Raw genomic sequence first — 25,000 nt, forward strand, 5'->3', positions numbered from 1 at the left:
TCTCCCCTCCAGGCAAGTTTCCCGCAGGCCTGGATCAAGCCTGCACGGAAAGCGCAGCTCGAACGTGCCGGGCTGCGCCGATAATCTTTCCGTCGAGCGCTGCACCTTGGCATTGCCAATGCAACCACTGTTCGACGCTGTTTCCTTCCTATAGGCAACCTTCTATTGATTGCAGGCTTTCTTGGAAAGTTCCCACAAAAACGAAGGTCTAGGCCTACACGCACGGCTTACTCGGTCCAACAACCGTTCCTACAACTGAAGTGATTCAGCTCGCGCAGCCCAGGTCGAACGCCTGTTCGCGTAGCGCAAGCGTCGATGCGGCTGCTATAAATGCCGCGCCACGCCAGCGGGAAACCCTGGACTCCGTGCGTCGAAGGTGCCGCTATTGTGCCGCTACCCCCTTGGATATACCAGCGGGACGTGCACAACAGGCGCGAACGGCACGCTGGATGGCGCTTCACGCAATCTTACTTTCGACCTGCGGATGACCTTCGAATGGGCAAGCAACTGCAACACGATGTTCTGGTGATCGGTAGCGGAGCCGCAGGCTTGAGCCTTGCGCTGGCGTTGCCCGCCACGCTGCGCATCGCGGTCATCAGCAAAGGTGGGCTGGGCGATGGCTCGACGCCCTGGGCACAGGGCGGCGTGGCGGCCGTACTGGCCGATACCGATACCGTCGAGGCTCACGTTCAGGACACGCTCGAAGCGGGCGCCGGCCTGTGCGATGAAGAGGCCGTGCGCTTCACCGTAGAGCACAGCCGGGCGGCGATTCAGTGGCTGGTCGAGTTGGGCGTGCCGTTTACCCGTGAACACGAATCGGATCCCGAGCACACCGGCTTCCCCTTTCATCTGACCCGTGAAGGCGGCCACAGCCAGCGCCGCATCATTCATGCGGCGGATGCCACCGGCGCCGCGATGTTCGACACGCTGTTGGCAGCGGCGCGCCTGCGGCCCAACATCGAACTCATGGAGCAGTGCGCGGCCATCGACCTGATTACCGAACGGCGCCTGGGCCGCGTGGAGGACCGCTGTCTCGGCGCCTACGTGCTGGATCATCGCAGCGGCGCGGTGAACACTCACGCGGCGCGCTTCACCGTGCTGGCAACCGGTGGCGCCGCCAAGGTCTACCTGTACACCAGCAACCCCGACGGTGCCTGCGGCGATGGCATTGCCATGGCGTGGCGCGCGGGCTGCCGGGTCGCCAATCTGGAATTCAACCAGTTCCACCCGACCTGCCTGTATCACCCCCAGGCCAAGAGTTTTCTCATCACCGAAGCGCTGCGTGGCGAGGGCGCCCTGCTCAAGCTGGCCAACGGCGAGCGTTTCATGCCTCGCTTCGACTCGCGTGCCGAGCTTGCCCCGCGCGATATCGTGGCGCGCGCCATCGACCACGAAATGAAGCGCCTGGGCGCCGAGTGTGTGTACCTGGACATCAGCCACAAACCGGCAGACTTCATCCGCAGCCATTTTCCGACGGTGTACCAGCGCTGCCTGACGTTCGGCATCGACATCACCCGCCAGCCCATTCCTGTCGTGCCAGCCGCTCACTACACCTGTGGCGGCGTGCAGGTGGACCGGCACGGCCGCACCGACGTCCCCCATTTGTATGCCATTGGCGAAACCAGTTGCACCGGGCTGCACGGCGCCAACCGCATGGCCAGCAATTCCCTGCTCGAATGCATCGTCTACGCCCGCTCCGCCGCCGAGCACATCGTTTCCTGCCTGGCCGAAGTCGCACCGCCCGGACCGTTGCCGCAGTGGGACGCCAGCCAAGTGACCGATTCGGACGAAGACGTGATCATCGCCCACAACTGGGACGAATTGCGGCGCTTCATGTGGGACTACGTGGGCATCGTGCGCACCACCAAACGTCTGCAGCGCGCGCAGCACCGAGTGCGCCTGCTGCTCGACGAGATCGATGAGTTCTACAGCAACTATAAGGTCAGCCGTGACCTGATCGAACTGCGCAACCTGGCGCAAGTGGCCGAGCTGATGATCGCGTCGGCCATGCAGCGCAAGGAAAGCCGAGGCCTGCACTACACACTCGACTATCCAGACCTGCTGCCAGAGGCACATGACACTATTCTGGAACCGCCCACCTTTGCCGACTGAACTTGAGCCGCAGGCGCAGGCGTCGATGGGTGTCTGCATCCAGGCAGTCAGGCAGGACACAAGCGCTGCGCACCTGTCGCTGACCGGCCAGGCGGAAGCGCAGCACAACCACATGGGGCAGCGCCATGCTGTCGGGGCGCAGCTGCACCGCTTGCCAGCCAGCGGCCGCGGTCCACACGGACCAGCCGCTACGATCACGGCGCAGGCCGGTCACGGCGTGGGGGCTGCCGAGCAACACTTGCCGCGGCAATACGTACAGTGCGTGCGCGATGCATAGCGCCGCGGCGGCCAGGTGCACGAGTAAGGGCGCATCCATCAGCAGGTTGGCCAGCCACGCCGAGGCCTGTGCCAGCACGTAGAAGGCCAGCAGCCGCCGCGAGGGCTGCCAGTGGCACTCGAAGCGGTTACTTGGGCTGGACACGATCCAGGATCATCCGAACCATGCGCTGCAACTCGGGGTCATCGGACTCGTTACGCTCCATGAACCAGCCGAACATGTCCTGATCTTCACATTCGAGCAGGCGTACGTAGACATCGCGATCCACCTGATTCAAGTGGGGATAGACTTCCTTGACGAAAGGCACCAGCAACACGTCCAGCTCCAGCATGCCGCGACGGCTGTGCCAGTAAAGCCGGTTGAGTTCAACGTTTTCGACCATGGGGGGCTCCTTGAATAGGCGCGCAGTATACAGAGGCGCCGGTGGGGTGTCAGGGCGGAGGGGATAGCATTCCCCCGGCGCGGGGCTCTATGATGACGTCCAGTCTTTTCAACTCAGCGATGACCCATGTCCGATAGCGCTATGTTCTGCACCCTGACCCACGAGGGCGTCCTCGCCGTTCGCGGCTCGGACGCCGGCAAGTTCCTGCAGGGCCAGCTCACCTGCAACCTCAACTACCTGAACGAGCACACGGCCAGTCTCGGCGCGCGCTGCACGCAGAAAGGCCGCATGCAGTCCAGCTTTCGCATTCTTTTGCAGGGCGATGGCTGTGTTCTGGCCATGGCCCGCGGCCTGCTCGAAGCACAATTGGCCGACCTGAAGAAGTACGCAGTGTTCTCCAAGTCCAAGCTCACCGACGAGAGCGACGCCTGGGTGCGCTTCGGCGTGCAGCACGGCGATGGCGCGCTGAACGCGCTGGGCCTGGACCTGCCCCTGGAAACCGATGCCGTGGTACGTCACGGCGCGCTGATCGCGGTGCGCGTCTCGCCGGCTCGGGCCGAACTGTGGGCGCCTGCCGAGCAGGCCGAGAACCTCGCCACGCGGCTGGCCGAACAATTGGCCCAGGGCTCGCTCGACGATTGGCTGCTGGGGCAGATCCGCGCCGGTATCGGCCAGGTGCTGGAGCCGACTCGCGAGCTGTTCATCCCACAGATGCTGAATCTGCAGGCCGTGGGCGGCGTGAGCTTCAAGAAGGGTTGCTACACCGGCCAGGAAATCGTGGCGCGCATGCAGTACCTGGGCAAACTCAAGCGACGTCTCTACCACGTGCAGCTGGCCGGCCCGACGCGTCCGGAACCGGGTACTGCGCTGTTCTCGCCGGTGCATGGCAGCGCCATCGGCGAGATTGCCCTGGCCGCACCGACGGCCGAGGGCTACGAGGCCCTGGCCGTACTGCAGGACAACGCCGTCGAGGATGGCCGCATTCATCTGGGCAGTCTCGAAGGCCCTGCGCTGGCACTTCTGACCTTGCCCTATACACTTGATCGAGACCGTGAAATACAGCGCTAGCATGGCCCGCTGCAAGGCCTGCGCACCCCTCTCCCGCTATGCCGAGGCGTCGAATGAATCAGCTGGCCGATACAGTACAAAGGGATTTGCTGGCCGCCATCGACCGTGACGAGCTGGTGTTGCCGACCATGCCGGAAGTGGCCCTGAAAATTCGTGAAGCGGCCGAGGACGACAACGTCAGCGTCAATCGCCTGAGCCAGGTCATCGCTCAGGACGCGGCGCTGTCGGCGCGCCTGCTCAAGGTGGTCAACAGCCCGCTGCTGCGCGCCAGCTTCGAGGTCACCGACGTGCGCACGGCGATCAATCGGCTGGGCGTCAACTACAGCAGCAATCTGGCCATCGGCCTGGTCATCGAACAGATCTTCCACGCCCGCGCGCCCGCTGTGCAAAGCCGCATGCGCGAGGCCTGGCGGACCAGCCTGGAGGTGGCCGGCATGTGCACCGAACTGGCTCGACGCTTCACCACCCTCAAGCCCGACCGCGCCGCCCTCGCCGGCCTGGTGCACCAGATCGGCGTGTTGCCGATCCTGACTTATGCCCAGGAGCACAACGAGCTGCTGGCCGACCCGGTGAGCCTCACCCATGTGGTCGAGCATATCCATCCGCGGATTGGCGACCACATCCTGCACAAATGGGATTTTCCGGCCATGCTTGCGCAGGTGCCCGGCCAGTTTCTGGACCTGAACCGGCACAACACCGAAACCGATTATGGCGATCTGGTGATGATCGCCACGCTGTTGCGCTTGCCGCACAACACGGGCCTGCCGATCCTGGTCGAGCATCCGGCGTACCAGCGCCTGGAGATCAAGCAAAGCCCGGTGCTGCTGGCCAGCGATCTGCTGCAGGCCCAGTCGCTGCTGAACTAGAGCGCGAAGTCGACTCGCACCTTCAAACCGCCCCTGGCGCCATCGTGCAGGCTGATGCGCGCCATGTGTGCGCGGCAGATTTCCCCGACGATGGCCAGCCCCAGTCCGGTTCCGCTGCTCTGCGCATTGCGCCGGTAGAAGCGCTCGAACACGCGATCGCGTTCGTCCGCAGGAATGCCTGGCCCGTCGTCCTCGACTTCGAGGATGCCGGGGGCCAGCACGCGCAGAATGACGTTACCGCCGGCCGGGGTATGCGCCAGAGCGTTGTCCACCAGGTTGCTGAGCAGCTCGTTGAGCAACGTCGGCTCGCCGCGCAGCCAGATGGGCTCGTCGGCCTCCAGTGCCAGCGCCACGCCTCGGCCGTGGGCCAGGGGCGCCATGGCCATGCCCAGTTCTCGGGCCAATTGGCTCAGGTCCAGGCGCTGGGCGCCGCCTTCGGCAATGGCCCGTGCGCCGTTCTCGACCCTGGCCAGCGACAGCAACTGATTGGCCAGGTGGGTCAGTTTGTCGGTGCCTTCCACCGCCTGCTGCAGAGTGGTGCGCCAGACTTCCGGCTGTTCGGCGCGCAAGCCCAACTCCACCCTCGCCTTGAGCGCTGCCAGCGGCGTGCGCAACTCGTGAGCAGCATCGGCAATGAACTGCGCCTGACGCTCGAACTGGACGCGCAGGCGCTCGGTGAAATGGTTGAGGGCCTGCACCAGCGGCCACAGTTCGCGCTGGACCTCGACCAGCGGCAGGGGGCGCAGGTCATCCGGCTGACGGTCTTCGACTTCGTCGCGCAAACGCTCCAGTGGGCGCAGGGCGGCGCTGACCGTGACCCACACCAGCAACAAGGCGCCGCCGCCGAGCATGCCCAGGCGCAACAAGGTGTCGGCCATCAGGCTACGGGCCATCGACACGCGCGCTTCTTCGGTCTCGGCCACGCGAATTTCTGCCATGCCGATCATGTTCGGTTCGCTGACCGCCTTGAGCAGGCTCACCACGCGTACGTCCTGCCCCAGATAACGGCCGCTGTAGAACGTGGCCAGGGCCGGATAGTCGTCAGTACGCGGAGTGCCGCGGGGTGGCGCCGGCAGGTTTTCGTAGCCGGAGATCAGCTTGTGGTCGATGTCGTTGACCTGGTAGTAGATGCGCCCGGCGCTGTCGTAGGCGAAAGTATCCAGGGCCACGTAGGGCACGTCGGCACTGAGCGTGCCGTCGCGCTGGGACAGCCCGGCGGCAATGGTGCGCGCCGAGGCCAGCAGGGTCCGGTCATAAGCCGTGTCGGCCGCTTCGCGGCCATTCCAGTAGGCACTCAGACCGCTGGCCAGCATCAGGAAGACCAGCAGCATGGCGAGGTTCCACAGCAGCCGCCAACGCAGGCTGCTGACTTCACGCATCGCGGCTTTCCAGCAGGTAGCCCAGACCGCGGAAGGTGACGATGGCGATCGGTTGCTTGTCGAGCTTCTTGCGCAGGCGGTGCACATAGATCTCGATGGCGTCGGCGCTGGCTTCCTCGTCCAGGCCGAACACCTGCGCCGCCAACTGCTCCTTGCTCATCACCCGTCCCGGACGGGCAATCAGCGCCTCGAGCACGGCCTGCTCCCGGGAGGTCAGGGTCAGCAGCTCCTTGCCCAGGGTGAAGCGCCGCGTATCCAGGTCATAGGCCAGCGGACCGCAGCGCTGCTGCCGCTCTCCTCCAAGCACGGTGCGCCGCAGCAGGGCCTTGACCCGGGCTTCCAGCTCGGTGAGCTCGAACGGCTTGGCCAGGTAGTCGTCGGCGCCCAGGTTCAGGCCATGGACGCGGTCCTTGACGTCGCTGCGCGCCGTGAGCATCAGCACCGGCAAATTCTTGCCCCGCGCCCGCAGGCGCGCCAGCACTTCAAAACCGTCGAGCCTGGGCAGGCCGACGTCGAGTATCGCGGCGGCGTACTCCTCGCTGGCCAGGGCCAGGTCTGCCGCGACGCCGTCGTGCAGCACATCGACGGTCAAGCCGGTGGCCTTCAGCGCCTGGGCGACACTTTCGGCCAACTGCAGGTGATCTTCTACAAGCAGGACACGCATCGGTATTCCTCACGGCCAATCTTTTCTATATCGGAATGATGTTGCCGTAGTACGGTATTCGCTGATGTCAGCGCCAGCTGCGAAAGGCTCATCAACCGCTTTATGTGCCCGAGTTTACAGGCCCGCGCCGGACTGTGAAGCAGTCTTGGCAGATTGACCGCCACTGAAAGCTTGGTGAAAGGTTCGCAACATAAGGTTTCAGCAAGGCGAGTCCGTAGAGACCTGCCACGCAAACGTCACGATACGTTTTCGATAACAAGAACAACAATGGAGAAATACCCATGATCCGCGCCATGCGTCCGCTTGCCCTGGCTGTCAGCTGCCTGTTCATCAGTGCCCCGCTGCTTGCCCAGGAAGAACCCAAACGTCCTGAATGCATTGCCCCAGCCTCGCCGGGCGGTGGCTTCGACCTGACCTGCAAACTTGCCCAAAGCGCACTGGTCAACGAGAAACTGCTGTCCAAACCCATGCGCGTCACCTACATGCCCGGCGGTGTCGGCGCGGTAGCGTACAACGCGGTGGTCGCCCAGCGCCCAGCCGACGCAGGCACCCTGGTGGCATGGTCCAGCGGCTCGCTGCTCAACCTGGCGCAGGGTAAGTTCGGCCGTTTCGACGAAAGCGCCGTACGCTGGCTGGCCGCGGTAGGCACCAGCTATGGTGCCATCGCGGTCAAGAGCGACTCGCCCTACAAGACCCTGGATGACCTGGTCAAGGCGCTCAAGGCTGACCCGAGCAAAGTGGTGATCGGCTCAGGCGGCACCGTCGGCAGCCAGGACTGGATGCAGACCGCGCTGATCGCCAAGGCCGCCGGGATCAACCCGCGCGACTTGCGCTACGTTGCCCTGGAAGGTGGCGGTGAAATCGCCACGGCCCTGCTCGGCGGCCACATCCAGGTCGGCAGCACCGACATCTCCGACTCCATGCCGCACATCCTCAGCGGCGACATGCGCCTGCTCGCGGTGTTCTCCGACAAGCGTCTGGACGAGCCGGAAATGAAGGACATCCCCACTGCCAAGGAGCAGGGCTACGACATCGTCTGGCCTGTGGTGCGCGGCTTCTACCTGGGGCCGAAGGTGACCGACGCCGAATACGACTGGTGGAAAGCGGCGTTCGACAAGCTGCTGGCATCCGAGGAGTTCGCCAAGCTGCGTGACCAGCGCGAGCTGTTCCCGTTCGCCATGACCGGGCAGGAGCTGGACACCTACGTGAAGAAACAGGTCGCCGAGTACAAGACCCTGGCCAAGGAATTCGGCCTGGTTCAGTAATCGGCTTGGGACTGCGGGTAGCCATTCGCGGGCAGAGACCCGCTCCCACAGGGTTGGATGTACACGTCCACTGTGAGAGCGGATCTCTGCCCGCGAAGGCTTCCCTGCCGACACCACCATCGTCCTCCTTCACGAAGGAACATGACCATGATCATGATCGTTCAACGGCTTTTCGCCCTGCTGTTGCTGCTTGTCTGTGCCGGTCTGGCACTGATGGCCTGGCCCTACCAGGCACCCTTTTCCTATGAGCCGGTAGGCCCGCGCGCCTACCCGTTGCTGATGCTGGGCCTGATGAGCCTGGCCCTGCTGTATCTGGTGTTTCGTCCCACTCCGATCGTGCACAGCGAGGAAGAGCCGCCGCTGGACCGCCCGACCTTGAAGAAGATCGCCATGTGCATCGGTTTGCTGCTGGTGTTCGCCGGGCTGTTCGAACCCCTGGGCTTCATTCTCAGCAGCATCCTGATCGGCATTCCGATGGCCCTGCTGTACGGCGGCCGCGCAGTGCCCAGCGTGATCATCATCACCTTGATGAGCATCGGCCTGTACGTGCTCTTCGATAAAGTCATGGACGTGCCGCTGCCCTTGGGCCTGCTCAGCGTTCTGGAGAACTGACATGGATACTCTTGGCTACCTGGGTCAGGGCTTCGGCGTTGCCCTGACCCCCTACAATCTGATCACCGCCCTGTCGGGCACCCTGATCGGCACCGTGGTCGGCCTGCTGCCGGGCCTGGGGCCGATCAATGGCGTGGCACTGCTCATCCCGATCGCCTTCGCCCTGGGCCTGCCGCCGGAGTCGGCGCTGATCCTGCTGGCAGCGGTGTACCTGGGCTGCGAATACGGCGGTCGCATCAGCTCGATCCTGCTCAACATTCCCGGCGAAGCATCGACCGTGATGACCACTCTGGACGGCTACCCGATGGCCCGTCAGGGCCTGGCTGGCGTTGCGCTGTCGTTGTCCGCCTGGAGCTCGTTCATCGGTGCATTCATCGCCACCTGCGGCATGGTCATGTTTGCCCCGATCCTGGCCAAATGGGCGATTGCCTTCGGCCCTGCGGAATACTTCGTGTTGATGGTGTTCGCCATCGTCTGCCTGGGCGGCATGGCCGGTGACAGGCCGTTGAAGACGTTCATCGCCGCGCTGATCGGCCTGTTCCTGTCCAGTGTCGGCATCGACGCCAACAGCGGCGTGTACCGGTTCACTGGCGACAACATCCACCTGGCCGACGGCATCCAGTTCGTCGTGCTGGTGCTGGGCCTGTTCTCGATCAGTGAAATCCTCCTGCTGCTGGAAAAGACTCACCACGGCAGCGTGGCCGTCACGGCCACCGGGCGCATGATGTTCAACCTCAAGGAAGCCGCTTCGGTGTTCTGGGTGAACATTCGCTGCGGCGTGCTGGGCTTCATCATGGGCGTCCTGCCCGGCGCCGGCGCCACCCTGGCCAGCGCGGTGGCCTACACCACCGAGAAGCGCCTGGCAGGTGCCAGCGGCAAGTTCGGCCAAGGTGACAAGCGTGGCCTGGCCGCACCGGAAACCGCCATCGGCGCCACTGCCTGCGGCGCCCTGGTGCCGATGCTGACCCTGGGCGTACCGGGTTCGGGCACCACCGCAGTGATGATCGGCGCCCTGTCGCTGTACAACATCACTCCAGGCCCGCTGCTGTTCCAACAGCAACCGGACATCGTCTGGGGCCTGATCGCCTCGCTGTTCATCGCCAACATCATGCTGGTGATCCTGAACATCCCGATGATCCGCATCTTCACCAAGATCCTCGCCGTGCCGAACTGGGCACTGGTACCGGTCATCGCCATCATCACCGGCATCGGCGTCTACGCGGTCCACGCGACCACCTTCGACCTGTTCCTGATGATCGGTATCGGCATCTTCGGCTACATCCTGCGGAAGCTGGATTTCCCGCTGTCGCCTGTCCTGCTCGGTTTCATCCTGGGCGGCCTGATGGAGCAGAACCTGCGTCGCGCGCTGTCGATTTCCAACGGCGAACTGCAGATCCTCTGGGGCAGCCCGATCACCGCAGGTGTCTGGATCCTGACCATTCTGATGCTGCTGCTGCCGGTGGTTCGTATCTGGCGCAAGCGCGCTGCCATGCGTCGTGCCGCTGCCGATGTTTGATCGGTTCCTGCACAACTGGTGGGGTACACCGTTCGTAGGTCTGGCTGGCGGCTATGTCGCCAGCCTGATCGGCTGGCCGCTGCCCTGGATGATCGGCTCGTTGCTGGCGATCATCCTGGTGCGCTGCCTGACACCTTGGCAATTGGCGGAAATACCCAATGGCCGCAAGCTGGGCCAGTGGATCGTCGGCATAGGCATCGGCCTGCACTTCACCCCCTTGGTGATGGAGCAGGTGGGCGGCCATTTCGGCCTGATTTTTTTCGGAGCGCTGATCACCAGCGTTTCCAGTGCCGTGGGCGTGTGGCTGATGCTGCGCACCGGTGAAGACCGGGCCACGGCTTTTTTTTCCAGCATGCCGGGCGGTTCCGGCGAAATGGTCAACCTGGGCGCGCGCAACGGCGCCGACCTCAGCCGCGTCGCCGCAGGGCAGAGTCTGCGGGTGCTGGCGGTGGTGCTGTGCGTGCCGGCGCTGTTCAAATTCCTGATGGGCGACGGCACACCCATCAGCCATGAAGGCGGCGTCGACTGGGCCTGGCTGGCGTTGATCTTCCCCCTCGCCGGGGTGGCGGCCTGGATCTGGCAGCGACTGGACCAGCCCAACCCCTGGCTGTTCGGCCCCCTGCTGGTCAGCGCTGCCATGAGCGTAAGCTTCGATCTGCACATCGGCCTGCCGGACGGTGGCAGCCAGATCGGCCAGTGGCTGATCGGCAGCGGCCTGGGCTGTCACTTCAATCGCGCGTTCTTTCGCCGCGCACCGTCGTTTCTCGCTCGCACGCTGGTCAGCACCGCCCTGACCATGGCCATTGCCGGCGGCTGCGCGCTGGCCCTGAGCGCCCTGACCAACCTCGACCTGCGCTCGCTGACCCTGGGCATGATGCCCGGGGGCATTGCCGAGATGAGCCTGACCGCCGAGGTGCTGCAGCTGTCGGTACCGCTGGTGACAGCGATGCAGGTGATGCGCCTGCTGTTCGTGCTGTTTCTGGCCGAGCCGCTGTTTCGCCAGTGGCAGAAGCGCCGACCGGTGCCTTAGGGCAGGCGCCAGTCGATGGCGGTCAGCCCGTTCTGTTCGAGAAACTTGTTGGCACGACTGAAATGCCCGTTGCCGATGAAGCCCTTGTGCGCCGACAACGGCGAGGGGTGCACAGAGGTCAGCACCAGGTGCTTGCTGTTGTCGATCAGCTTCTGCTTGCTCTGCGCATGGGCGCCCCAGAGCATGAACACCACGCTGGCCTGCTGCTCGCTGACCACTTCGATGATGCGGTCGGTGAACGGCTGCCAGCCTTTTTTCGCGTGGGCGGCGGCATTCGCCCTTTCCACCGTCATGGTGGTATTCAGCAGCAACACCCCCTGCTCCGCCCAGCTTTGCAGATAGCCATGCTTGGGGATGTCGATGTTCAGATCGCGCTTGAGCTCCTTGTAGATGTTCACCAGCGAGGGCGGCGTGGGGATGCCTGGCTGCACCGAAAAACACAGACCATGCGCCTGGCCCGGACCGTGGTAGGGATCCTGGCCGAGAATCACGACTTTTACCTGTTCCAGCGGCGTGGTATTGAGCGCGTTGAAGATCATCGGCCCGGGCGGATAGATTTCTTTGCCCAGTGCATGTTCCTGGCGCAGGAATTCGCGCAACTGGGCCATGTAGGGCTTGTCGAATTCCTCACGCAGTGCAGCTTTCCAGCTAGGCTCGAGTTTGATGCGGTCGTCTGTGCTCATATGTTCACCAAAAAGAAGCAGGCACCAAAAAACAGAAGGCGCCGGAAATCAGTGGGCGGACGGTAGGAAAGCGGACACGGAAAGTCAAATCCGGAAAAGATCGCTGCAACCCTACGCCGGCCATTCGCTATGGCTGTTCCGCGGCTACCGCCCCTTTGATGCGAGGTCACGATGGATTTGAATTTCGAAGAACTCAGTGCCGGCAATGGCGCACGTATCGGTATTGTCTCGCTTGCTGCAGAGAAGAGTCTCAACGCTTTGACCTTGCCGATGCTCGAAGCGCTCGCCGGAAAGTTCGATGAGTGGGCGCAGGATGACCGTGTGGTCTGCGTCGTCTTGCGCGGCGAAGGCGAAAAAGCCTTCTGCGCCGGGGGCGATGTGCGCAGCCTGGTTCAGGCCTGCCGCGCCCACCCCGGCGAAGTGCCGCCGCTGGCAGCGCGTTTCTTCGCTGCCGAATACCGCTTCGACTACCGCCTGCACACCTACCCCAAGCCGGTGATCTGCTGGGGCCACGGCTACGTACTGGGCGGTGGCATGGGCTTGCTGCAGGCGTCGAGCATTCGCATCGTCACGCCGAGCAGCCGCCTGGCCATGCCCGAGATCACCATCGGCCTGTACCCGGATGTCGGCGCAAGCGGATTCCTTTCTCGCATGCCCGGCAAGCTCGGTCTGTTCCTGGGCCTGACCGGCGCGCAGATCAACGCCCGTGACGCCCTCGACCTGGGCCTGGCCGACCGTTGCCTGCGCGACGATCAATACGAGGATCTGCTCGACGGCCTGCTGCAGCTGAACTGGCAGGAGCAGACAGCCATGCAGTTGAACAGCCTGCTCAAGGCCCTCGAACACGATGCGCGCGACAGTGCACCAGCAGCGCAATGGCTGCCGCGCCGGGCCGCCATCGACGCCCAGCTGGACGTCAGCGATGCGCCGGGCGCCTGGCATGCACTGGTGCAATGGCAACGACACGAGGACCCCTTGCTGGCCAAGGCCGCCAGCAACCTCGCCAAAGGCTGCCCGCTGACCGCGCACTTGATCTGGGCGCAACTGGCCCGCGCCCGCCACTTGTCGCTGGCCCAGGTGTTCCAGATGGAATACAGCTTGAGCCTGAACTGCTGCCGTCATCCCGAATTCAGCGAAGGCGTGCGTGCACGCCTGATCGACAAGGACAACCAGCCGCACTGGCACTGGCCCGATGTCGACCATGTACCGCAGGCAGTGGTCGAGGCGCATTTCGGCAAGGCCTGGGAAGGCCGTCATCCGCTGGCGGATCTTTGTGATTACTGAATGGCAGGTGACAAAACGAAAACGGCGCCCCTGAGGGCGCCGTTGCTGATTAGTGCCGACCGCCCCGGCCAGGGCCGCGGTCGGAGCCTCGACCCCGATTCCAATCCTGGCCGTAATGCCGCGCCGGCCCGTCGCGCCAGCGTGGATCGGGGCCGCGCCCTGGCCTGAACCCCGGCCGGTAGTGCGGCGCAGGCGGACCGTAGTAGCGCGGCGGCGGCACCGCGTAATACCGAGGCGCCGAGAAGTAGCGCGGCCCCTCGTAATAGCGCGGTGCCGGCGTCACGTAGTAACCGCTGCCATAGGGCTGGCTGTAGGGGTAGTAGCCGCCTCTCGGCGAGCTGTCCACGGAATAGACTTCGGTGCGGTAGTAACCTCCCCCTCCATAGGGCACACAGGCACTTGTCAACAAGCCCAATACCACGATCAAAAGAGCTCTAGGGGACATAAGCGGCCTCCTGGACCGCGAGAGGGATCGAACCAGCACGACTGGTCGTTACCCGGAACGATGGTTCTGGGCATAACTCAGACAGCGGAAAAGATACTGCATTTCACACGGCAATAAATTGATACAAAGCGTTCTGCATTGACGCTTTTCGCCGACCTGCAGGGCGCTGAAGTAGAATGCCACGTTCATACCTTCACGGATCGCTCATGACCACGCTCGCGCTGACCGACAGCCGCCTTTGCCCAGCCTGCGGCGGCCGCAACGACTGCACATTGGCCGATGCCAAGACGGCTGCACAGCCGTGCTGGTGCTACACGGTCAGCATCGACCCCGCTGTGCTGCGAGCTTTGCCCGAGCATTTGCGCAACGCCGCCTGCTTGTGTCCGCGCTGCGCGCGAGTGAATGAGCAACTGCCTGAGTCGGAGGCATAGCGCAGCAATGCGTCTGGACAGATTTCTTTCCAATTTCGAACGCTTCAACCGGCAGCAGGTGCGCCTGGCCTTGATCGCAGGACGGGTCCAGGTGGATGGCAGCGTGGTCCGCGACCCGCTGCATCCCGTCACTGAATTCAGCGAAGTGCGCCTCGATCAGGACCTGTTGCAGGTTGGGCATCGCGCACGCTACCTGATGCTGCATAAACCAGCCGGCTGCGTCAGCGCTACCCAGGATCCGCAGCATCGCACCGTGCTCGACCTGGTCGACGTGCCGGACAAACATCAACTGCACCTGGCCGGGCGACTGGATTTCAACACCACCGGGTTGATGATCCTGACCAACGATGGGCAATGGTCACGCCGCCTGACCCAACCGGCAACCAAGCTGCCCAAGGTGTACCTGGTCGAGACCGAGCAGGTCATCGAACCCCATTACGTCGAGACGTTCGCCAAGGGCATCTACTTCGCTTTCGAAGACCTCACCACCCTGCCCGCCCACCTCGACATCCTCGGCCCGCGCCTGGCGCGCCTGAGCATCGTCGAAGGGCGTTACCACCAGGTGAAGCGGATGTTCGGCTACTTCCAGAACAAGGTGCTCACGCTGCACCGAGAGCGCATGGGCGCGCTGGTACTCGATGACAGCCTGCAACCCGGCCAGTACCGCAGCTTGAGCGCAGAGGAGATCGGTCTGGTTTGAGGGGAATCGAGCAGAGAAACGAAAATTAGCGCTTCAAATTGCCAGGCGCTTCTGGTACAAAGTCAGCCGCCCGGAGCAGGTGTCTAAAGACGCAGTGCACCGAGGTCGCCAAGCTGGCAATCGAGTTCGCAATGAACTGCCAGCGGCACGGAAACAACGCGTCATGCGGGTATAGTTTAGTGGTAAAACGAAAGCTTCCCAAGCTTTAGTTGAGGGTTCGATTCCCTCTACCCGCTCCATGTTTCAGGCAGTATTTTCATTTCCCTACCATTCCCGCTCAGCTTCGTATCCGCCGAATGCCGTTCGACATACTCCGTAGAACATTGCCTCCGACGTAACGAATTTGCGGCTATCTGCTTTGACAGCTCTTGGATATCATCAGCCAATACCGCGAGCGGAACGACCAGCGACACCGTGTCCCACACGGATTGACGTCTCACTGCAGGTGGCCCGCACGGGTGTGCTGGATATGGTTTGGGGAAGCAACACGTACGCCAAGACGTTTGCAAACCAGCGTGCTCACCTGACAATCCACTATTTGTGCATAGAGCCAGCGTATATCTGCCACAGGAGGTCGACATGCCCATACACGCTAAAAGAACTGTCAAGGCTGAAAACCCGCATATCGAAGCTGCCGAGCGATTTCGTCAGTTGGCTCAGATCCTTGCAAGCGATCCAGCAGAGGCCAAGGCTTTTCGCCTCAAGACCGGGATCTACAACAGTAAAGGTCAGCTCAAGGCCTCTTATCGCTGATGTACCAGCAGCTTCCTTCGTTCGTTCTTGGCTTCCATGGCTGCGATCGCGAGATCGGGGAAGCTGTTCTTGCAGGCGACCACATCGCGGCAAGCGTCAATGACTATGACTGGTTGGGTAGAGGTGCCTACTTCTGGGAGAACAGTCCCGAACGCGCGTTTAGCTACGCCGAACATATCAGTAAGTACACCAAGCGCGGTAAGGGGTGGATCAAGCATCCCTATGTCATTGGCGCGGTCATCGACTTGAAGCTGTGTCTCAACCTTACTGATGAGGGCGCACTGGAAGAGCTACGCGGCGCTTACGAGATCCTTGTCGCCACCTCGGACGAAATCCCGATAAACCGACCTGGATTCAACGCAGACCAGGACAACCTGCTCAGACATCTGGATTGCGCCGTGTTCATGACCCTTCATGAAGCCAGAGATTCGGTGGGTCTTCCTGAGTATGCATCGGTGCGTTCTCCATTTTTGGAAGGGCCGCAGCTTTACCCAGGCACTTTTTTTCGCAAGCAAACCCATGTTCAACTCTGCATCCGCGACGCGTCTTGCATCAAAGGCTATTTCCTCCCCAGGAACAGCGACGGATCACTCTTCCAGCCCTGACTAACTAAATGTAGTTTCCGGGACTTTCAGTCCGATCTTCTCCGCAGCCTCATCGACCACCAGCCTAAACCGCGTCAATGCCGGTGAACGAACTTGCCCGCACTATACGTGCGACAAAATAGCGCACGTATGAAAATGTACATCGTTCAGCAAACCGCGCTAAATGACCGCCCCTTCGCGGCGACTTCATTGATGAGTTCGTTGAGACGTATCCGACCCTGGATTGCCTGCTTGGCGATCTTGATGAACATTCTGGCCATGCCGCTCAGCCGTGCGATGCAAGCGCCCGATGTAAATCTCATGATGTGGGGCGGATTCTGTTCCGGGGGAAACTCGAGCGTCGTTTCAGCTGAGTTTCGCCAGGCGATCGAGGCGCTTCAGATACCTCAATCCGAACCCGAACGCGCCATGCACCATGTGGACTGCTGTTGCGGCCATGCCGGGCTGGCGGCCCTGCCCTCGGATTACTACCGCCATTTCCTGCCGCAGTACACCCCCAGGGTCATTCTTGATGATCCTGAACTGCCAACCTTGCACCCAAGGATCCGCTGGCCCAGCCTGAGTCCACGCGCCTCCCCTTTCGCCTGATCGCAACACCGCCCACTGCGTGCGGTGCTGCTCGCTTTGAATTCGTTCCGCGATCCGCGACGGTTGCCGAACGCCCTTGAAGTTTCTTGATGATCAGGAAGTGCGTCCCATGCCTGCTCCATTTTCTTTGCGCCATGCAAAGCGTTTCTCTGTGTCCCGTTCCATATGGCCCGTATTGTCGATAGGCGTACTGGCATCCAGCCCGCTGTCCTTGGCACTGGCTGAAGCCGGCAGGCTGGAAAACTCAACGCTCACCTTGGGCGCCGTGAGCGTTCAAGGCTCGACCAGCGGCCCTTTGGCCACCCGCAGTGTGCTCAGCTCAGTGGATATTCTGGGCGCTGACATCCTTGAAAAAATGCCGGTCAACTACAGTTGGGAGCTTTTCCGCCGCGCCCCGGGGGTGATGCTGACCGAGTTCAATCAAGGCACCACTTCGGGAAAAATCTCGTTCCGCGGCTTCAATGGTGAAGGTGAAGTGAACGCGGTCAAATTATTGATCGACGGCATCCCCAGCAACAGCAACGACGGCAACATGCCGTACATGGACATGATTTTCCCCATGGAGTTGGACAGCATCGAGGTGGTGCGTGGCACCAGCGATGCGCGCTATGGCCTGAACAACATTGCCGGCAACGTCAATATGCTGACCCGCACCGGAGGCGACTACAGCAAGGTACGGCTGCGTTATGGCAGCTTCAATACTCAGGAAGCGCAACTTGCCAAGGGCATTGAAAGCAGCAACTGGTCGCAGAACTATTTCTTTGCCTATCAGAAATCCAGTGGCTACCGGGATCACGCCGAAGCAGACAAGTTTTCAATGTCGGGCAAGTGGTTCTACACACCGGATGACGACAGCTATCGCATCGGACTGATCGCTCGTCACTACGAAACCGAAGCACAGGAGCCGGGCTATCTGGCCGAAGCCGATGCACGTCATCATCCGGAAATGACCAACAGCTTCAATGCGACGGACAAGGGCACTCGGCGCATGAACCAGATCAGCTTGAATTTGGATACCGACTTGACCGATACGCTGGCCTGGTCAGCGAAAACCTACGTCAATACCTTTGATGACAGGCGCTGGACGCAATATTGGCGCACGAGCTCACAGCAAGAGCGTGACGCCTACGAGACGCAATATGGCGCGCTCACCTCGCTGACCTGGCGCCCTGAAGTCAGCTGGCTCCACGACTTCGCTCTGGAAAGCGGTGCAGACGTGCAGCAGCAGCAAAACGAAAGCGAACGCTATCGCACCAGGGACCGCGCTCGTCTGGCAACTACCCGCGATCAACGATTCGACTTCGACATTTACGGCGCTTATGTCCAGGCTGAGATCAAACCTTTCGAGTCACTGAAGATCGTGCCGGCCTACCGGGTCGACAAGATCCAGGGCACCTTCACCAACGAAATGATCGGCAAGGATTACGACATCAACGACTACGGGCTGATCAAGCAGCCAAAGATCAGCGTTGTCTATTCACCGTGGGACGTTGCCAGCGTCTATGCAAACTGGGGGCGTACCTTTCAGGTGGGCACAGGGGCTGCGGCTTACAAGATTCCGCCCAGGGACACCGATCTGGCGCCCTCGATCAACGAAGGTTGGGAAACCGGGGTCAAGTTCACTCCGGCCGACTGGATGGACGGACGTTTAGCTTATTGGCAGCAGGAAGCTTCAGGAGAGGTCAGTCGCAGACTGAACGACCCTAGTGGCGAGTCCGACAACGTCGGAGAAACCCGGCGCTGGGGCTACGATTTGCAGATGAACCTGTACCCCAACGAGCGCACCGACATCTGGTTGGCCTACTCTTGGCAGTACTCGAAGATTCTTCAGCCGAGCAGCTCGCTGCCTGACAGCAAAGGCCAGGAAATCGACCATATCCCCCATCATCTATACAGCGCCGGCATCAGCTATGACGCGACACCTGCATTGCAACTGACTGCATGGATGAACGGGCAGACCGACTATTACCTGGAGCGTGAGAACACGAAAAGACGTTATGGCGGCTACGTTCTCATGAACTTAGGCGCGACGTATCAAGTGACTCAGTCAGTCAGCGTAGACTTGCAATTGAAGAACCTTGCCGACCAATACTATGAATACGTTTGGTACGACCCGGACGGCGCTAGGGCATCCCTGCACTCACCAGGCGATGGTCGTGCGATTTACGCCGGAGTGACCGTGGACTTTTGATCGAGCAAGATCGCTGGGGCCTGTTTGGCCCCAGCAACACGGAAGACCGAACCAATACCCATACCGAGTTGGGTATCAAGCACGCGACCTGAAGAAAGTGTGATTCACCGGGTTTTGCCTTCCACTTCCATTGCGCGAGAAAACATCCGCCGATACTCGGATGGCGAGGTGCCGAGTTGCGCGCCGAATTGCTGCCTCAAGGATAACGGCGTTCCAAAGCCGGCCTCCCCGGCAATGCATTCAATGGGTAGATCCGTGGTTTCGAGCAGCTGTTGCGCCCGAGCCACTCGCTCGGCATTCAACCATCTGGATACGGTACCGCCAGTGGCCTCCCTGAAACGCCGAGTGAATGTGCGTCTGCTCATTTTTGCCTTGTCCGCGAGCACGTCCAACGGCAACTCGCTGGCCAGGTTCATTCTGGCCCACGCCAGTACTTCGGATAAATGGGTCTCGCTGGAAAGCTGCGGCACAGGATGCTCGACGTATTGCGCTTGACCGCCCTGCCGGTGAGGCGGCGTCACCAGCATCTTCGCCGTGCGATTCGCCACGTCGGCGCCAAGTCGCTGCCGAACGAGGTGAAGGCAGCAGTCAATGGCCGCTACCGTTCCTGCAGAGGTCACGATGTTGCCGGCACTGACATAGAGCACTTCAGGCCTGAAACACGCTTTCGGGAAACGCCTGGCGAACTCGTCCCTTACAGCCCAGTGAGTAGTCGCTTCTTTACCGTCCAGTAACCCGGCGTCGCCCAGGACGAATGCACCCAGACACAATCCGACTATGAGCTTGCCCTGCTCATCGGCGAGCTGCAGCGCTTTCACGAGTTCGGCGGACGCAATAACCGATTGATCGCCCCACGCAGGGATGACGATGACGTCCGCTGCCTCCATCAGCTCAAGGCCGTGCGCGACTGCCAAGCCGATGCCTTGATCACTGGTCACCATACCTGGCAGCTCTGCGCAGTAACTGACCTCGTATCGGGGTGCGCCAGGCGCTGATTGCGCCGTACCCAGCACCATTCCCGGTACCGAAAGGTGGAAGAGGCTCACGCCGTTGAACGCCAGAACCGCTACACGGATGGATTGCATGGAGGAGCCTCTCCAGATTATCGACGTCGCCAAACAAAGCAACAGATTGGCCCGATTATATCGAACTATGTCATTCAGGCCACTGTTGCCTACTTTCCCATTACGCAAGAATGGAATCATCCACATATCAACAGGATGTATCTCCATGAATATCAGAAACCTCCCCTTTGCGCTCAGCATGGCCTGCACTGCAGTCGCCATGCCGGTATTGGCAGGCTCGAACCTATCCGAGACACCCGATGCGGCTCATGCAGTCAGCCTGCAGCAGGTTCGCAACGCGACGGTGAAAATCACCTATGGCGCTACGACCTTCTTGATCGATCCGATGCTGTCCAAAAAAGGAACCTACCCAGGATTCGAGAACACTTATCGCAGCAACTTGCGTAACCCGTTGGTCGACCTGCCTGAATCAGCTGAAAAAGTGATCTCCGGCGTCGACGCGGTCATCGTCACTCACACGCATCTTGACCACTGGGACGATGCCGCACAAAAAGCGTTGCCCAAAGACATTCCGTTGTTCACGCAGCATGAAGAAGATGCGAAGTTGATTCGTTCCCAAGGTTTCAAGAAAGTCCGCGTTCTTCAGGGTGATGCCGAATTCGGCGGCGTCAAACTCACCAAGACAGGTGGCCAGCATGGCACTGACGAAATGTATGCCGTGCCCGCTCTCGCGAAACCTCTGGGTGAAGCAATGGGCGTCGTTTTTCAAGCGCCGGGCTACAAGACCCTATACCTCGCGGGGGACACCATCTGGCGTAAAGGAGTGGACGAAGCTATCGCGAAGTATCACCCCGAGGTCATTGTGCTGAATGCCGGCAAAGCCAAGATGACCGGTTACGAAGGCGCAATCATCATGGGCGAGGAAGATGTTCTGCGTGCAACGAAGGCCGCGGAAAACGCGAAGATCGTTGCTGTGCACATGGACGCTGTCAACCACATGTCACTTACGCGTGAAGAGCTGCGTACCTACGTCAAGCAGCAAGGTATCGAGCGTCACGTCGACATTCCGGAGGACGGTGCTTCACTGAAGTTCTGATCGCGGACGCCAGCTTGATGCCCCGTGAACAGTTCGGTCCTTACAGAGCCAACACATTGATAATACGACTGGAGATGACTCATGAAACGAGGTCTTGTAGTAGTTGATTTGCAAAACGAATACTTGCCCACTGGCAACCTGCCGTTGACCAGGATTGAAGAGGCCGTCGCGAATGCAGTGCGGGTGATCCGTCATGCACGCGATGCCGGCATTCCGGTGTTTCACATACGGCATGAGACGGACAATGAAGGCGCCACGATCTTCGTCAAGGGAAGTGCCGGTGCGCAAATCCAATCCGCGGTAACGCCCGAGGACCGCGACCCTGTGATTGTCAAAAAGCACATCAATGCCTTCAGGGAAACCGATCTGAAACAGCGCCTGGATGCTGAAGGTGTAGAGGAAATCGTAGTGATAGGGGCGATGAGCCATATGTGCATCGACGCCGTTGTACGCGCCGCTGTAGATATGGGTTACCCGGTCACGGTACTGCATGATGCGTGTGCCACCTTGGATCTGACTTTTCGTGGTGTGACTGTGCCCGCAGCGCAGGCCCATGCGGCAGTGATGGCAGCATTCGAGTTCGGCTACGCCAGCGTCCAATCCGTCGACGAGTACTTGTCGGCTTGAAAGCGTAGTAACTCGGTCAGTCGGAGCCCGTAAGGGCTCTCTCTAGGGGAGCGGCCCGATAACGGAGTTGTCTCGTTCAAGATCAAGCGGTGATCAAAATTCAAGGTCAATCTGCCACCCGGGAACGCCGTTTCAGAACACAAACCGGTGCCCCATCTCCCCCTCCATCCACGTCAGAAACCGCCTGACCCTGGGAAAGGACGAATGGGCTTTTGGGAACACCAAGTGGTGAGCAGCAACAGCGGCACTCAACGATTCAGGTGCAACTTCCACAAGTGCGCCCGACGAGAGATATTTCTGCGCCAGCAGCGTACTTTCCAGTGCAAAACCAAGGCCGTGGCTTGCAGCCTCCAATGTCATGTAGGAACGATCGAAGCTCAACGCATAGGGATGTTCGGGGCGGGCCAGGCCGTGCTGTGCGAACCATTCGGGCCACTGGAGCAGCGTCGCTTCCGAGAGGATCAACTCCTTGTTCAACAAGTCACCGGCGCTGACGACTGGACGCTTTGCCAACAACTGTGGAGAAGCCAGCACCGCAAAGGCTTCGTTGCGCACCGTTCGCACTTCATAGCTGGGCCAGTTGGGAAGGCCATGGCGTATATCGACATCAATCTTGTCCCGACTGAAGTGCAAGGACTCATAGGAACACGACAGGTTGATCTGGATATCGGGATGACTCACGCGGAATGCTTCCAGGCGCGGCATCAGCCAAAGCAGGCCGAAGCTTGGAGAGGAGTGCAGTCGCAGGCAGTCGAGACTCACGTCACTGGCGGCTCTTTCGGTCGCCACCTCGAGGCTGTGCAGCAAACCGGAAATATCCTTGAGGTACTGCTCGCCCACCGGGGTGAGGGTGACGCCACGGGCAGCGCGCACGAAAAGCTGTCTACCTATCATCGCTTCCAGATTCGCCAACTGATGGCTGACAGCTGAGGGTGTCAGATTCAATACTTCGGCCGCCCTGGCGAGATTGCCAAAGCGGGCCGTTTGCTCGAAGGCTTGAATGGCCCTCAGCGGTGGCAGGTCCCGGGGCGCACTGTCGTGAAGGCGCATAAGTACTCGGCTCTTATTGTTGAGATTTTCTGGGCGAGTCTTATTCAATCATCCTGCGTGTCTGGTGACGAGAAGTGAATTTTCCTCAGCTAGCAGTGAGGCTTGCAATATTGCTGGATGCGCGTGCGAGGAACACCCTGAGCCATCGATTTTCGAATCGAATCATAAAAACAATCACAGGAATTCCCCATGCTTCTTCAAGGCAAAGTTGCAATCATCACCGGTGCTGCATCTGAACGCGGAATCGGTCGAGCCACTGCCATCACGTTCGCCCAGCAGGGTGCCCATGTCGTCATCCTGGACCTCGATGAATCCGCCGCGCGCGACGCCGCTTCGGCGTTGGGTGAAGGCCATCTGGGAGTGGCCGCCAACGTCGCAGACCAACATCAAGTCAAACAAGCGGTCGACAAGGTCATCGCGCGCTTCGGTCGAATAGACATTCTGGTCAACAACGCGGGCATCACCCAGCCGATCAAGACCCTTGATATCAGCCCTTCCGACTACGACAGAGTGTTGGATGTAAGTTTGCGCGGCACTTTGCTCATGTCTCAAGCCGTCATTCCGTTCATGAAAAGTCAGGCCTGCGGAAGCATCGTCTGCATGTCGTCGGTATCGGCTCAACGCGGTGGCGGCATATTCGGCGGGCCGCACTACAGCGCGGCCAAAGCGGGCGTATTGGGCCTCGGTAAGGCAATGGCCAGGGAATTCGGGCCGGACAACATTCGCGTCAATTCCATTGCTCCCGGTTTGATTCATACCGATATCACTGGCGGCTTGATGCAGGAGGAGCGTCGTCACGCGATTATCGATGGCATCCCGCTAGGTCGGCTCGGCGCGGCTCAGGATGTCGCCAACGCTGCGCTGTTTCTTGGAAGCGATCTGTCTTCGTACCTCACTGGCATCACGCTGGATGTCAATGGCGGCATGCTGATCCACTGAGGACAGGTAACCGGGTCGACACTGACCCGTGTTGTTCTAGATCAATGGCACGCTGGGCAACTGCGCCTGGCCGTCTATAAAAACAAGAGATCGGACAATCATGATGACTTCCATGACGCTCGAAGTGGTTTCGACCGTGCGCTCGAATGCTTATCGCAAAACCGCCTGGCGGCTGATGCCTTTCTTGATGCTCTGTTATCTGTGTGCGTATCTGGATCGTGTGAACGTCGGCTTCGCCAAACTGCAAATGATGAGCGACTTGTCGCTCAGTGAAACTGTGTACGGCCTCGGTGCCGGCATGTTCTTTCTTGGCTACTTTCTCTGCGAAGTTCCCAGCAATCTGATTCTTCACAAAGTTGGGGCGCGTCGATGGATCGCCCGCATCATGATCTCGTGGGGCATCATCTCTGCCCTCTTCGCCTTTGTGGAAACGGCCTGGCAATTCTATGTGCTGCGCTTCCTCCTGGGCATTGCTGAAGCAGGCTTGGCGCCGGGGTTGCTGCTTTACCTCACCTACTGGTTTCCCTCGTATCGCCGAGCCAAGATGACCGTGCTCTGGTTCATTGCGATTCCACTTTCAGGAATGATCGGCGGACCTCTTTCCGGCTTGATCATGGCCAAGTTTGCAGGCTTTCATGGATGGGCCGGCTGGCAGTGGATGTTCGTCATCGAAGCGATACCTACGGTCATTGTTGGCTTTTTCGTACTGGCGTATCTGAAGGATGGCGTACACCAGGCCACTTGGCTCACCGATGAAGAAAAGGAGCTTGTGAACAAGGAACTGGCGGAGGACAACAGTCGTAAGGTCACTCACGGTTCGGTACGTGATTTTTTGCGCGACCGTCGCCTGTGGATGCTGGCGTGCATCTACTTTTGTGTCGTGATGGGTCAGTACGCGATCACCTTCTGGCTACCTACCTTGATCCGCAATGCCGGGGTTTCCGACCCCCTGCACATCGGCTTGGTCACCAGCTTGCCTTACATGTGCGCAATCGTGGCAATGCTGTTGATGGGCCGAAGTGGCGACAAGCACCGCGAACGTCGGTGGCACTTGATTGCACCCATGATCGCAGGGGCCTTGGGCCTTACGTTGGCAGCCATCTTCGGTGGAAACCTGGTCGTCTCTGTCCTGAGTCTCTGCCTGGCGGCGGCAGGGGTTCTGTCTGCCTCCTCCCTGTTCTGGATGCTACCGACCACACTGCTGGGCGGGGTTTCTGCCGCTGCGGGAATCGCCGGCATCAACAGCTTTGCCAACCTCGCCGGCTTCTGCTCGCCCTACCTGATTGGCTGGATCACCACCACGACCGGATCAAGCGCGATAGGGATGTACCTCATCACCGGCGTGCTGTGCATGGGTGCTTGCCTGGTACTGCGAATCCCCGCCGCCTCGGTCAATCGTTGAGTCAACGGAG

Annotated in this window: 26 protein-coding genes and 1 tRNA gene; 19 read left to right on the top strand and 8 right to left on the bottom strand. The window is 60.7% G+C overall.

The window, feature by feature from the left end; all coding sequences use genetic code 11:
- Nucleotides 1-495: 495 nt before the first annotated feature.
- Nucleotides 496-2,112 (top strand): L-aspartate oxidase, encoded by a 1,617-nt coding sequence (nadB, locus tag IFT80_RS05900; protein ID WP_192136967.1) that lies wholly within the window; start codon nt 496-498, stop codon nt 2,110-2,112.
- Here nadB and IFT80_RS05905 read toward each other — a convergent pair.
- Entirely contained in the window at nt 2,081-2,533 is a 453-nt protein-coding gene (locus tag IFT80_RS05905; RefSeq protein ID WP_192136968.1) for a protein YgfX, read from the bottom strand. The two genes, nadB and IFT80_RS05905, sit on opposite strands and share 32 nt — an antisense overlap.
- Entirely contained in the window at nt 2,517-2,771 is a 255-nt protein-coding gene (locus IFT80_RS05910; RefSeq protein ID WP_122479368.1) for an FAD assembly factor SdhE, read from the bottom strand. Before IFT80_RS05910 ends, IFT80_RS05905 begins: the two co-directional genes overlap by 17 nt.
- A 126-nt stretch (nt 2,772-2,897) precedes the next feature.
- Here IFT80_RS05910 and ygfZ point away from each other — a divergent pair, with 126 nt between their 5' ends.
- Together ygfZ and IFT80_RS05920 are read left to right on the top strand one after the other, a co-directional pair.
- Nucleotides 2,898-3,839, top strand: coding sequence for a CAF17-like 4Fe-4S cluster assembly/insertion protein YgfZ (gene ygfZ / locus IFT80_RS05915; protein ID WP_192136969.1), 942 nt, complete (start codon nt 2,898-2,900; stop codon nt 3,837-3,839).
- Nucleotides 3,840-3,892: 53 nt separating this feature from the next.
- Nucleotides 3,893-4,705, top strand: coding sequence for an HDOD domain-containing protein (locus IFT80_RS05920; protein ID WP_122479370.1), 813 nt, complete (start codon nt 3,893-3,895; stop codon nt 4,703-4,705).
- On the opposite strand, the gene IFT80_RS05925 is transcribed toward IFT80_RS05920, so the two are convergent.
- Together IFT80_RS05925 and IFT80_RS05930 are read right to left on the bottom strand one after the other, a co-directional pair.
- Nucleotides 4,702-6,084, bottom strand: coding sequence for a sensor histidine kinase (locus IFT80_RS05925; protein WP_192103953.1), 1,383 nt, complete (start codon nt 6,082-6,084; stop codon nt 4,702-4,704). The two genes, IFT80_RS05920 and IFT80_RS05925, sit on opposite strands and share 4 nt — an antisense overlap.
- Nucleotides 6,077-6,748 carry a response regulator gene (locus IFT80_RS05930; RefSeq protein ID WP_049860714.1) on the bottom strand — a complete coding sequence of 224 codons (672 nt, stop codon included), beginning with the start codon at nt 6,746-6,748 and terminating at the stop codon, nt 6,077-6,079. Before IFT80_RS05930 ends, IFT80_RS05925 begins: the two co-directional genes overlap by 8 nt.
- 281 nt (nt 6,749-7,029) lie before the next feature.
- On the opposite strand from IFT80_RS05930, the gene IFT80_RS05935 reads away from it, so the two are divergent.
- The 4 genes from IFT80_RS05935 (at nt 7,030) to IFT80_RS05950 (ending at nt 11,171) form a co-directional block, all read left to right on the top strand.
- A complete protein-coding gene (locus tag IFT80_RS05935) occupies nt 7,030-8,013 on the top strand; it encodes a Bug family tripartite tricarboxylate transporter substrate binding protein (protein ID WP_122713340.1) in 984 nt (327 codons plus the stop codon).
- Nucleotides 8,014-8,166: 153 nt separating this feature from the next.
- On the top strand, nt 8,167-8,625 hold the full coding sequence (locus IFT80_RS05940; protein ID WP_192104050.1) for a tripartite tricarboxylate transporter TctB family protein: 459 nt from the start codon (nt 8,167-8,169) through the stop codon (nt 8,623-8,625).
- 1 nt (nt 8,626) lies between these two features.
- The gene (locus IFT80_RS05945; RefSeq protein ID WP_122479373.1) at nt 8,627-10,141 is read left to right on the top strand and encodes a tripartite tricarboxylate transporter permease; all 1,515 of its coding nucleotides are present in this window, start codon (nt 8,627-8,629) and stop codon (nt 10,139-10,141) included.
- Nucleotides 10,134-11,171, top strand: a complete 1,038-nt coding sequence (locus IFT80_RS05950) for an AbrB family transcriptional regulator (protein ID WP_122479724.1) — start codon at nt 10,134-10,136, stop codon at nt 11,169-11,171. The genes IFT80_RS05945 and IFT80_RS05950 overlap by 8 nt, the downstream gene beginning before the upstream one ends.
- On the opposite strand, the gene ung is transcribed toward IFT80_RS05950, so the two are convergent.
- Nucleotides 11,168-11,854, bottom strand: coding sequence for a uracil-DNA glycosylase (gene ung / locus IFT80_RS05955; protein ID WP_192136970.1), 687 nt, complete (start codon nt 11,852-11,854; stop codon nt 11,168-11,170). The genes IFT80_RS05950 and ung overlap by 4 nt on opposite strands.
- A 171-nt stretch (nt 11,855-12,025) precedes the next feature.
- Here ung and IFT80_RS05960 point away from each other — a divergent pair, with 171 nt between their 5' ends.
- Nucleotides 12,026-13,138 (top strand): enoyl-CoA hydratase/isomerase family protein, encoded by a 1,113-nt coding sequence (locus IFT80_RS05960; RefSeq protein ID WP_192057619.1) that lies wholly within the window; start codon nt 12,026-12,028, stop codon nt 13,136-13,138.
- A 49-nt stretch (nt 13,139-13,187) separates the two neighbouring features.
- Here the strand turns inward: IFT80_RS05960 and IFT80_RS05965 are convergent, their stop codons facing one another.
- Nucleotides 13,188-13,583 (bottom strand): hypothetical protein, encoded by a 396-nt coding sequence (locus IFT80_RS05965; RefSeq protein WP_122713343.1) that lies wholly within the window; start codon nt 13,581-13,583, stop codon nt 13,188-13,190.
- A 221-nt stretch (nt 13,584-13,804) separates the two neighbouring features.
- Here IFT80_RS05965 and IFT80_RS05970 point away from each other — a divergent pair, with 221 nt between their 5' ends.
- The 7 genes from IFT80_RS05970 (at nt 13,805) to IFT80_RS06000 (ending at nt 18,851) form a co-directional block, all read left to right on the top strand.
- A complete protein-coding gene (locus IFT80_RS05970; RefSeq protein WP_185794202.1) occupies nt 13,805-14,014 on the top strand; it encodes a cysteine-rich CWC family protein in 210 nt (69 codons plus the stop codon).
- A gap of 7 nt (nt 14,015-14,021) precedes the next feature.
- Nucleotides 14,022-14,714, top strand: coding sequence for a pseudouridine synthase (locus IFT80_RS05975; protein WP_192136971.1), 693 nt, complete (start codon nt 14,022-14,024; stop codon nt 14,712-14,714).
- Between the two features lie 165 nt (nt 14,715-14,879).
- Nucleotides 14,880-14,953 (top strand) — tRNA-Gly (locus IFT80_RS05980).
- A gap of 340 nt (nt 14,954-15,293) precedes the next feature.
- Nucleotides 15,294-15,467 carry a hypothetical protein gene (locus tag IFT80_RS05985; RefSeq protein WP_163007609.1) on the top strand — a complete coding sequence of 58 codons (174 nt, stop codon included), beginning with the start codon at nt 15,294-15,296 and terminating at the stop codon, nt 15,465-15,467.
- Nucleotides 15,467-16,072, top strand: a complete 606-nt coding sequence (locus IFT80_RS05990; RefSeq protein ID WP_122479378.1) for a hypothetical protein — start codon at nt 15,467-15,469, stop codon at nt 16,070-16,072. The genes IFT80_RS05985 and IFT80_RS05990 overlap by 1 nt, the downstream gene beginning before the upstream one ends.
- A gap of 192 nt (nt 16,073-16,264) precedes the next feature.
- Nucleotides 16,265-16,660, top strand: a complete 396-nt coding sequence (locus IFT80_RS05995) for a DUF2946 domain-containing protein (RefSeq protein WP_122479725.1) — start codon at nt 16,265-16,267, stop codon at nt 16,658-16,660.
- A 109-nt stretch (nt 16,661-16,769) separates the two neighbouring features.
- On the top strand, nt 16,770-18,851 hold the full coding sequence (locus IFT80_RS06000; protein WP_192136972.1) for a TonB-dependent receptor: 2,082 nt from the start codon (nt 16,770-16,772) through the stop codon (nt 18,849-18,851).
- Between the two features lie 104 nt (nt 18,852-18,955).
- Here IFT80_RS06000 and IFT80_RS06005 read toward each other — a convergent pair whose 3' ends face one another.
- Nucleotides 18,956-19,936, bottom strand: coding sequence for a GlxA family transcriptional regulator (locus IFT80_RS06005; RefSeq protein WP_122479380.1), 981 nt, complete (start codon nt 19,934-19,936; stop codon nt 18,956-18,958).
- Nucleotides 19,937-20,081: 145 nt separating this feature from the next.
- Between IFT80_RS06005 and IFT80_RS06010 the strand changes: the two genes are divergently transcribed.
- Entirely contained in the window at nt 20,082-20,972 is an 891-nt protein-coding gene (locus IFT80_RS06010) for an MBL fold metallo-hydrolase (protein ID WP_192136973.1), read from the top strand.
- An 81-nt stretch (nt 20,973-21,053) separates the two neighbouring features.
- Nucleotides 21,054-21,599: a cysteine hydrolase family protein gene (locus tag IFT80_RS06015; protein ID WP_192136974.1), complete on the top strand. Its 546-nt coding sequence runs from the start codon at nt 21,054-21,056 to the stop codon at nt 21,597-21,599.
- A 132-nt stretch (nt 21,600-21,731) separates the two neighbouring features.
- Here IFT80_RS06015 and IFT80_RS06020 read toward each other — a convergent pair whose 3' ends face one another.
- Nucleotides 21,732-22,649, bottom strand: a complete 918-nt coding sequence (locus IFT80_RS06020; RefSeq protein ID WP_122479383.1) for a LysR substrate-binding domain-containing protein — start codon at nt 22,647-22,649, stop codon at nt 21,732-21,734.
- Between the two features lie 189 nt (nt 22,650-22,838).
- Here IFT80_RS06020 and IFT80_RS06025 point away from each other — a divergent pair, with 189 nt between their 5' ends.
- Nucleotides 22,839-23,588, top strand: a complete 750-nt coding sequence (locus IFT80_RS06025) for an SDR family NAD(P)-dependent oxidoreductase (protein ID WP_192136975.1) — start codon at nt 22,839-22,841, stop codon at nt 23,586-23,588.
- Between the two features lie 103 nt (nt 23,589-23,691).
- Nucleotides 23,692-24,990, top strand: a complete 1,299-nt coding sequence (locus tag IFT80_RS06030; protein ID WP_446730980.1) for an MFS transporter — start codon at nt 23,692-23,694, stop codon at nt 24,988-24,990.
- The last annotated feature ends 10 nt before the right edge of the window (nt 24,991-25,000 follow it).

Origin of the sequence: Pseudomonas sp. CFBP 8771 (genome assembly GCF_014841695.1) — a bacterium.
Taxonomy (GTDB): domain Bacteria; phylum Pseudomonadota; class Gammaproteobacteria; order Pseudomonadales; family Pseudomonadaceae; genus Aquipseudomonas; species Aquipseudomonas baltica.

Coding starts and splice junctions, on each gene's coding strand:
- nadB (WP_192136967.1), top strand. CDS start 496: ATGGGCAAGCAACTGCAACACGATGTTCTGGTGATCGGTAGCGGAGCC.
- IFT80_RS05910 (WP_122479368.1), bottom strand. CDS start 2,771: ATGGTCGAAAACGTTGAACTCAACCGGCTTTACTGGCACAGCCGTCGC.
- ygfZ (WP_192136969.1), top strand. CDS start 2,898: ATGTCCGATAGCGCTATGTTCTGCACCCTGACCCACGAGGGCGTCCTC.
- IFT80_RS05920 (WP_122479370.1), top strand. CDS start 3,893: ATGAATCAGCTGGCCGATACAGTACAAAGGGATTTGCTGGCCGCCATC.
- IFT80_RS05925 (WP_192103953.1), bottom strand. CDS start 6,084: ATGCGTGAAGTCAGCAGCCTGCGTTGGCGGCTGCTGTGGAACCTCGCC.
- IFT80_RS05930 (WP_049860714.1), bottom strand. CDS start 6,748: ATGCGTGTCCTGCTTGTAGAAGATCACCTGCAGTTGGCCGAAAGTGTC.
- IFT80_RS05935 (WP_122713340.1), top strand. CDS start 7,030: ATGATCCGCGCCATGCGTCCGCTTGCCCTGGCTGTCAGCTGCCTGTTC.
- IFT80_RS05940 (WP_192104050.1), top strand. CDS start 8,167: ATGATCGTTCAACGGCTTTTCGCCCTGCTGTTGCTGCTTGTCTGTGCC.
- IFT80_RS05945 (WP_122479373.1), top strand. CDS start 8,627: ATGGATACTCTTGGCTACCTGGGTCAGGGCTTCGGCGTTGCCCTGACC.
- IFT80_RS05950 (WP_122479724.1), top strand. CDS start 10,134: ATGTTTGATCGGTTCCTGCACAACTGGTGGGGTACACCGTTCGTAGGT.
- ung (WP_192136970.1), bottom strand. CDS start 11,854: ATGAGCACAGACGACCGCATCAAACTCGAGCCTAGCTGGAAAGCTGCA.
- IFT80_RS05960 (WP_192057619.1), top strand. CDS start 12,026: ATGGATTTGAATTTCGAAGAACTCAGTGCCGGCAATGGCGCACGTATC.
- IFT80_RS05965 (WP_122713343.1), bottom strand. CDS start 13,583: ATGTCCCCTAGAGCTCTTTTGATCGTGGTATTGGGCTTGTTGACAAGT.
- IFT80_RS05975 (WP_192136971.1), top strand. CDS start 14,022: ATGCGTCTGGACAGATTTCTTTCCAATTTCGAACGCTTCAACCGGCAG.
- IFT80_RS05985 (WP_163007609.1), top strand. CDS start 15,294: ATGCCCATACACGCTAAAAGAACTGTCAAGGCTGAAAACCCGCATATC.
- IFT80_RS05990 (WP_122479378.1), top strand. CDS start 15,467: ATGTACCAGCAGCTTCCTTCGTTCGTTCTTGGCTTCCATGGCTGCGAT.
- IFT80_RS05995 (WP_122479725.1), top strand. CDS start 16,265: ATGAGTTCGTTGAGACGTATCCGACCCTGGATTGCCTGCTTGGCGATC.
- IFT80_RS06000 (WP_192136972.1), top strand. CDS start 16,770: ATGCCTGCTCCATTTTCTTTGCGCCATGCAAAGCGTTTCTCTGTGTCC.
- IFT80_RS06005 (WP_122479380.1), bottom strand. CDS start 19,936: ATGCAATCCATCCGTGTAGCGGTTCTGGCGTTCAACGGCGTGAGCCTC.
- IFT80_RS06010 (WP_192136973.1), top strand. CDS start 20,082: ATGAATATCAGAAACCTCCCCTTTGCGCTCAGCATGGCCTGCACTGCA.
- IFT80_RS06015 (WP_192136974.1), top strand. CDS start 21,054: ATGAAACGAGGTCTTGTAGTAGTTGATTTGCAAAACGAATACTTGCCC.
- IFT80_RS06020 (WP_122479383.1), bottom strand. CDS start 22,649: ATGCGCCTTCACGACAGTGCGCCCCGGGACCTGCCACCGCTGAGGGCC.
- IFT80_RS06025 (WP_192136975.1), top strand. CDS start 22,839: ATGCTTCTTCAAGGCAAAGTTGCAATCATCACCGGTGCTGCATCTGAA.
- IFT80_RS06030 (WP_446730980.1), top strand. CDS start 23,692: ATGACTTCCATGACGCTCGAAGTGGTTTCGACCGTGCGCTCGAATGCT.